The organism is Planktothrix sp. FACHB-1355 (assembly GCF_014748295.1).
Lineage (GTDB): Bacteria > Cyanobacteriota > Cyanobacteriia > Cyanobacteriales > Aerosakkonemataceae > Aerosakkonema > Aerosakkonema funiforme_A.
Genome location: NZ_JACJUP010000291.1, coordinates 1 through 6,369 on the forward strand (window position 1 = coordinate 1; position 6,369 = coordinate 6,369).

The 6,369-nt window shown below is 48.0% G+C and carries 5 protein-coding genes and 1 tRNA gene; 4 read left to right on the top strand and 2 right to left on the bottom strand.

The window, feature by feature from the left end; all coding sequences use genetic code 11:
- On the bottom strand, positions 1 to 440 hold a 440-nt coding region (locus tag H6S82_RS14060; RefSeq protein WP_191056331.1), incomplete at its 3' end, for a hypothetical protein.
- A 90-nt stretch (positions 441 to 530) separates the two neighbouring features.
- Complete coding sequence (locus tag H6S82_RS14065) at positions 531 to 1,190, bottom strand: GNAT family N-acetyltransferase (protein WP_322111865.1); 660 nt, start codon at positions 1,188 to 1,190, stop codon at positions 531 to 533.
- A gap of 364 nt (positions 1,191 to 1,554) precedes the next feature.
- Here H6S82_RS14065 and H6S82_RS14070 point away from each other — a divergent pair, with 364 nt between their 5' ends.
- The 4 genes from H6S82_RS14070 to H6S82_RS14085 all read left to right on the top strand — a co-directional run bounded on the left by H6S82_RS14070 (position 1,555) and on the right by H6S82_RS14085 (position 6,244).
- A complete protein-coding gene (locus tag H6S82_RS14070; protein WP_190463343.1) occupies positions 1,555 to 2,067 on the top strand; it encodes a hypothetical protein in 513 nt (170 codons plus the stop codon).
- 51 nt (positions 2,068 to 2,118) lie between these two features.
- The gene (locus H6S82_RS14075; protein WP_190463345.1) at positions 2,119 to 5,664 is read left to right on the top strand and encodes a response regulator; all 3,546 of its coding nucleotides are present in this window, start codon (positions 2,119 to 2,121) and stop codon (positions 5,662 to 5,664) included.
- A 104-nt stretch (positions 5,665 to 5,768) separates the two neighbouring features.
- Positions 5,769 to 5,839: transfer RNA gene (locus H6S82_RS14080), tRNA-Gly, on the top strand.
- A 108-nt stretch (positions 5,840 to 5,947) separates the two neighbouring features.
- Positions 5,948 to 6,244 (top strand): type I restriction endonuclease, encoded by a 297-nt coding sequence (locus H6S82_RS14085; protein ID WP_199315166.1) that lies wholly within the window; start codon positions 5,948 to 5,950, stop codon positions 6,242 to 6,244.
- Positions 6,245 to 6,369: the final 125 nt, after the last annotated feature.

The window sequence follows — 6,369 nt, forward strand, 5'->3', positions numbered from 1 at the left end:
TCCTTTTGTCGCGCCAATGCCATCGTCTGAGGCAAAACGCCAACCAAAGAGCCCAGCACATCATCCGGCAATTGCGCCACCATTTCCGCATCAAAAAAAGCTTCAAACTGAAGCAACAACTTTTCCGCACGCTCTAGCGGATCTCGCTTATCAGCTAACTGTTTTGTGAGCATAATCCACTGTCGTCGAGTCTTATAAGCAGTCTGTCGCGCCTCATAGGAATCTGGCACAACTAAAGAAAAATTTCCCACAGGAATAGCCCGCTGGCAATCATTATCAAATGTGCCACCAACAGCAGATCCCGGCCCAGCAAACTCTGCATGGTAAGATTTGTAAAGGATCAGCCCATTACGCTTGTTCCTATTCACTACTAACAGTTCACCGCTGTGCAATTGTGCCACAATTTCCGACTTGTTACGATCCTCATTTTCATGTTTCATATCGCGTTATTTCTGAAAAATTATTTGTCAAAAATTAGTAGTAAGTAGTAAGTAAAATTAACGAATAACTACTTGCTACTTACTATTAACCTACACCAAGCGCTTATGCAACAACAAACGCCTCGGTCGCCCCAGCAGCAAAGAACTCCAACTCGAATCGACTTGGTGTAAGCGATAACCTAACTTGAAATAAAGTCGCCGTGCTTGATGATTATTTTCTAATACGTGAAGGTAGACATCGTGAAAACCCCATCCCAGAGCGATTCGTTCGCAAGTAAGCAACAATTGTTGAGCCGCTCCCTGCCGGCGACATTCGGTTCGTACTGCCAAATTGGATACATAAGGGTACTGCGGCAAACCGATCGGCAACCAAGGATGAGTTGAGCGCAAGGCCATTTCTACCGTTCCTGCCAAATAATCGCAGTCGCTGGGGCGAGTCGTCACAGGTTCTACCGCTACAAGACAAATGTAACGAGGAGAAGTTGATTGCAGCCTAGTACGTAAATCTTCGTAAATCCCCAGACGCAACAATGGATAAATCCAGCCACCGATACCGACACGAGAATGAAAGCTATCAGCAAGGATTTCTGCAAGAGCAGTCAAATCCCTAGCTTTAGCTGCACGGATGAGAAAGTGGTTCAAGCTCGCTAATTCGGCCCTTTGCCGTATGCTAGCGTCTGTTTCGCCTGCGGTTGGCGAAACAAAGTTATTTTCCTGGCAGTGTTTTGAGGACGAGAACAAGGGTTTCACAACTGTTTACTATTTGACACTCGTCACGGCGGATGCCGGGTATTCTAAATTTAACCAGACAATTGCCAAGACCGACCTCAAGCTAAGAAGTGCAAGCATCCTTCTCTGACTGCATTAGGATTGTGAGAGAGGGTGTATAAACCTTATTACGGGCAAAGCATTTGTAACGAAAAATTTGGATTGGCAGCCAAAGGCTATCTATACAAAAGTTTCGCCCACACTGGTTTGTCAGGCCGCAACGAAACCTAGCTTAAGAGCGTGTCTTGGTTAGCAATGCTAAACTGGTATTTCTCTTACAGCCTAACGCTAGTGTGTGCCAACCGTCCTACCTTCAAAGCTGCTGGCACGATAAATGTCATCTACTTTGTTTTACGCTGAAAAGTTAAATCCAGTGCTAAGTCAGTCAACCTTTAAAAATTGTTACCAAGGGCTCTGTTGGCTTCTCGGTTTAAGCCAAAAAATTAGCGTTGCAAATTTTTACACCAGATCCCTTCCTCCTAAGCGAGGAACACAGATAAGAAATTTTACTCACACAAAGGAACTCGGAAATGAACTTTCATTGCAATGGCCCAAAAGGGAGGCAGCGTCGATCGCCTGCCAAACTTTATACAGGCCCAAAGGCAGCTGCAATATCAAAAGCTCGTTTTGCTGGTTGACCTTGCCGCTATATGGAATCGATCCTACGCCTGGGGACAAAGTTGCCACAACCGCTCTTAGGGCTGAAAATTTTAATACAGCGGCTCTTGGTAAAGGGCAGAAGTACTTTAGCCTGCTTTCCAACCGCTCCCATTTCAACAGTTTACCATTTGCCTGTGTTTGGCGTTTTTTGCATCTGCGTTTGGCGAAACAAACCATCGATTTTACTGGGCTTTGGTAGTCTGATGAGACGGTTTTTCCTCCAAGAGTACCTTAGGCAGGAGAGCGGTTTATGAAATCTCAATATATGAATAAGCCGAAAATTCTGGTTGTTGATGATGAACCAGATAATCTCGACCTGCTGTATCGCACTTTCTATCGAGAATATAAAGTTTTGAGGGCAGAATCGGGACTGGCTGCCCTAGAAATTTTGGCATCGGAGAGGGATATCGCCGTGATTATCTCGGATCAGCGTATGCCACTGATGAGCGGCACAGAATTTTTGAGTCTCACCGCCACTCAGTATCCAGATATCATTCGGATTATCTTGACCGGCTACACGGATGTGGAAGACCTCGTAGAAGCAATCAACAGCGGTAAGGTATTCAAGTACGTTACGAAGCCGTGGGAAGCAGAACACCTGCAAGCAGTAGTGCGGCAAGCGCTGGATACCCACAACGTCCTCAAAACTCGCACTCAGGAACTGTGCCGCACGCTGCGTCAGGAATCTCTGCTCAATACAGTTACCAATACCATTCGCTCCCACACCGATTATCGACAGATTCTCCAGACGATCGTCAACACGGTCGGTCATATGCTGGAAGCGGACATCTGTATTCTCCGTCCTTTCCAAGACGATCGGATGGGAGACGAATGCTTTGTTTATCAAAGACAGAAGACTGTTTTACCATACCCGTCGGAAGTGAGGGAAGAATCACCCAAGGAAGCACAGGCTTCTCAAATTGCGCTTTTAGCGGAGACGGTGTGGGAAACCCACGATGTCCTGGTGTTCGACGATATTACAACCGACGATCGCATCCAAGGCGACACACCGGCACAAAAACAACGTGCGATCGCATACAGTACCGCTGACATTCGCTCCAGTTTGGTAGTACCCTTGATTTGCCAATTGGAACTGATGGCTGTATTGGCACTGCATCAATGCGGAGAGCCCCGTCGCTGGCAAGATGATGAGGTGCAGTTGGTATTCATGGTTGCCGATCAAGCAGCCCTCGCCCTATCTCAAGCACGCGCTTACGATCGTTCCCTGGCAATGGCAAAACGGGAAGCTTTGATTAACACGATCACTTCCGCAATTCGCTCCAGTCTCGATCCCCAAGATATCTTTGCCGCGATTACCCAACAACTCGGTCAAGCGCTCAAGGTAGATGGCTGCACTCTTTCTCTGTGGACAGAATCCGATGAATTTGTTCAGTGCGTCGGATTATACGACAAAAGTTTAGATTCTTCCATAAGTGTAGGCACAGCTTTAACAGACGCAACTTTCCTAGAAAAAACATTTTCCTCAAACTCTTCATTACAAGGTGCGATCCAAAATACCAATTCCCAGCTAGGAAGCAGAGAACGAGCTAAAATCCCAAATTCTTCCCAGTTACCTCAATCCGTAGCGCCGATCGCAGGCAATCCCGTTTTGCAGCAATTGCTCAGTACCCAACAACCGGTGGCGATCAATGACCTGGAAGCAAATCCAGATATGCAAGGCTTCGATTTGCCTTTGCGCTCTTCCGCACGAGCCCTGATGGTAGTACCCTTAATCGCCGAAGGCAGAATCATCGGCAGCATTACTTTGCGAGAAGCCACAAACTCTCGTTGCTGGCAACAAGCAGACATTGACTTGGCCCAAGCTGTGGCAGCTCAAGCTGCGATCGCCGTAGAACACGCCCGCCTATATCAGAAAACGCGACAGCAGGCAGAGCGCTTGCAGGAACTAGACAAACAAAAAACCGAATTCTTCCAAAATATTTCCCACGAATTCCGCACGCCCCTCACCCTGATGATGGGCCCATTAGAATCGGCAGTCGATCGACAGCAAGATTTGCCTCACGACCAAGCGGTAATCGCCCTCCGCAATTGTCGTCGATTGCTGCGATTAGTAAATCAATTGCTGGATTTGCAGCGACTCGATGCCAGACGGATGCAAGCCAGTTTCCGTCCTTGCGATTTGGTGATTATGGTCAGCCAAATTATGGAAGCCTTCCGACCCTACTGCGAAAAAAAGGGTCTGCGTCTGATCGCAGATCTCAACTCCTGTCCGATGGTCTATCTAGATCCGGAAAAATTTGACAAGGTACTCTACAATCTCCTCTCCAATGCTATGAAGTTTACCGACTCCGGTGGCAGTATAGCCGTTAAGGTGGAAAGAGCGGGAGACCACGTTCGCATCCAAGTCAAAGACACTGGCATCGGTATTCGTACCGAACAGATCCCCCATCTGTTTGAGCGCTTCCGGCAAGCAGAAGGGTCTGTCAATCGCTCTTATGAAGGTTCCGGTTTGGGTCTGGCGCTGGTAAAAGAATTGGTGGAACTCCACGGCGGTCAAATCTCCGTGGAGTCGATTTATCAAGCCGGAAGTACTTTTACCGTTTGGTTGCAAACGGGGATATCTCACCTGCCTCTAGATCAGGTACTGGAAGTGCCAACGCAACTACAACCGAACCGCGCCGCCGTGGAATTGGCAGATCTGGAACTGATCGGCACAGTAGGAGAAAATACTGAGTTAAAAGTAGATTCCCCAACGGAAAACTCGGTACAGGCTCGCAATCGTATTTTGGTGGTAGATGATAACCCGGATCTGCGCTCTTATGTATCTAGAGTTCTACAGGCATCAGGGTTTGAAGTTTTGACAGCCCGCGATGGAGCTGAGGGTTTCGGTGTGGCGAAAGCTAACCGTCCTGACTTAATTGTGACCGATTTGATGATGCCGATGGTGTCCGGTTTGGAAATGATTCGTATGATCCGGGAACAGCAGGATTTGAAGGGAACGCCGATTATCCTGCTCACGGCTAAAGTGGATGAAGATACTCGCATTGAAGGTACGGAATTGGGTGCAGATATCTATTTGGCTAAGCCGTTTAACGATCGCGAATTGCTGGCGGCTGTGCGGAATCTGCTGGAACTCAAGCAGAATGAACGCCGCGTTACGGAACTGAATAAATATCTCACAGAATCTGTGCTGAAGCGCTTCTTGCCACCGACAATGGTACAAAAAGCAGCCACTGGCGGGCTGTCTCTGGATTTGAAGCCGGAACCTCGTTTAGTAACAATTCTGTTTAGCGATATTGTCGGTTTTACGCAACTATCCAATACTTTGCGGAGTCGTCGGGTGGCGGAATTGTTGAATGAATATTTCGAGTATATGACTAGGGCGGTGTTCGACAACGGCGGTACTGTCGATAAGTTTATGGGAGATGCGGTGCTGGCAATGTTTGGCGCACCGGAGGAACTGACTCCCAACGAACAGGTACGGCGAGCGATCGCAACGGCTCGGCAAATGCGTCAATATTTAGATGACCTCAATCTGCGCTGGCAAGATCAGGGGATTCCCCGCGTTCAGTTCCGCTGCGGTATTCATCAGGGAACGGCTGTAGTCGGTATGTTTGGCAGCGCCGAACGAGCTGACTATACAGCAATTGGCCCCACGGTCAACATCGCTTCTCGACTTCAACAAGCCGCAGCACCTGACTGCATCCTGGTTTCGGCTGCTGTCGCCGATTATCTGGATGAGTCTGAAATTACTAAAGGCAGTCCCCTACAGCTCAAAGGTGTGGATGAAACGGTTCTCACCTTCATCGTCAACCCCAATATCAAGAAGTCTTAGCAATGAAGAAAGAAAGGTGGGAGGTGTTGTGCGATCGCGAAAAGTTGTGTTATCCTAGTTTGAGTGATGTTGAAAGTTAGTCGATCGCATCGTCCCAAAACCTTGCGGGTGTAGTTTAGTGGTAAAACTTTAGCCTTCCAAGCTAATAATGCGGGTTCGATTCCCGCCACCCGCTTTGAGAAAAACCTAGTCATGTCAAGTATTTCATCACTCGATCGACTTTAGCGCAGCTAAATATTGGGTATGATTTTGGGTATTGGTTGGGTATGAACTGATACCTCTTATGCCAGAAGCAATTGACAAGAAACTATTGAGCGAACGAGACATCTGTACGAAGTACATTACACCCGCTCTGACCAATCAGGGTTGGGATATCATGGCTCAGATTCGGGAAGAGGTAACGCTTACCAAAGGTCGGGTAATTGTGAGAGGAAAGCTGACGAGTCGGGGCGAGCTAAAACGGGCAGATTACGTGCTGTATTATAAGCCGGGTTTGCCTTTGGCGGTGATTGAAGCGAAGGACAATAATCACGGCGTTAGCGATGGGATGCAGCAGGCGATCTCACAACTGGCGAACTGATCGATGTACCGTTTGTTTTTAGTTCTAATGGTGATGCGTTCATGTTTTGCGATCGCACTGTCACCACAGGACAGCGAGAGCGAGAAATTCCCCTTGACCAATTCCCTACACCGCAGGAACTTTGG

What these genes read in the sequence shown, in the direction of transcription:
- H6S82_RS14075 (WP_190463345.1), top strand. Translation starts at nt 2,119, where the DNA reads ATGAAATCTCAATATATGAATAAGCCGAAAATTCTGGTTGTTGATGAT.
- H6S82_RS14085 (WP_199315166.1), top strand. Translation starts at nt 5,948, where the DNA reads ATGCCAGAAGCAATTGACAAGAAACTATTGAGCGAACGAGACATCTGT.